This window comes from Nocardioides abyssi, from assembly GCF_030412915.1.
Taxonomy (GTDB): domain Bacteria; phylum Actinomycetota; class Actinomycetes; order Propionibacteriales; family Nocardioidaceae; genus Nocardioides; species Nocardioides abyssi.
The window spans coordinates 1-201 of sequence record NZ_JAUHJR010000366.1 but is presented as its reverse complement, the minus strand read 5'-3'; the positions used below and the strand labels follow the sequence as shown (position 1 = coordinate 201).

Annotated in this window: 1 protein-coding gene; it reads left to right on the top strand. The window is 77.6% G+C overall.

Features of this window, described 5'->3' with window-relative positions:
• On the top strand, positions 1-201 hold a 201-nt coding region (locus QWY29_RS21005), incomplete at both ends, for a hypothetical protein (RefSeq protein WP_300963130.1).

Here is a 201-nt window from a genome sequence, read left to right as displayed (position 1 = left end):
GCTGCTGGGCCGCCCCGCGCGCACCCACCTGCTCGACGCCACCCGGATGCCGACGGTCGCCGACGACCTGCCGTGGACCAGCGCGGCGTGGGGCGACGGCTCCGAGCCCGTCGGCGCCTGCCAGAAGGCGTCGCTGTTCGACATCGGCGCGGTGCGCACGACCGAGCGCCGGTTCACCACCGCCGACGGGTCGGCGACGGC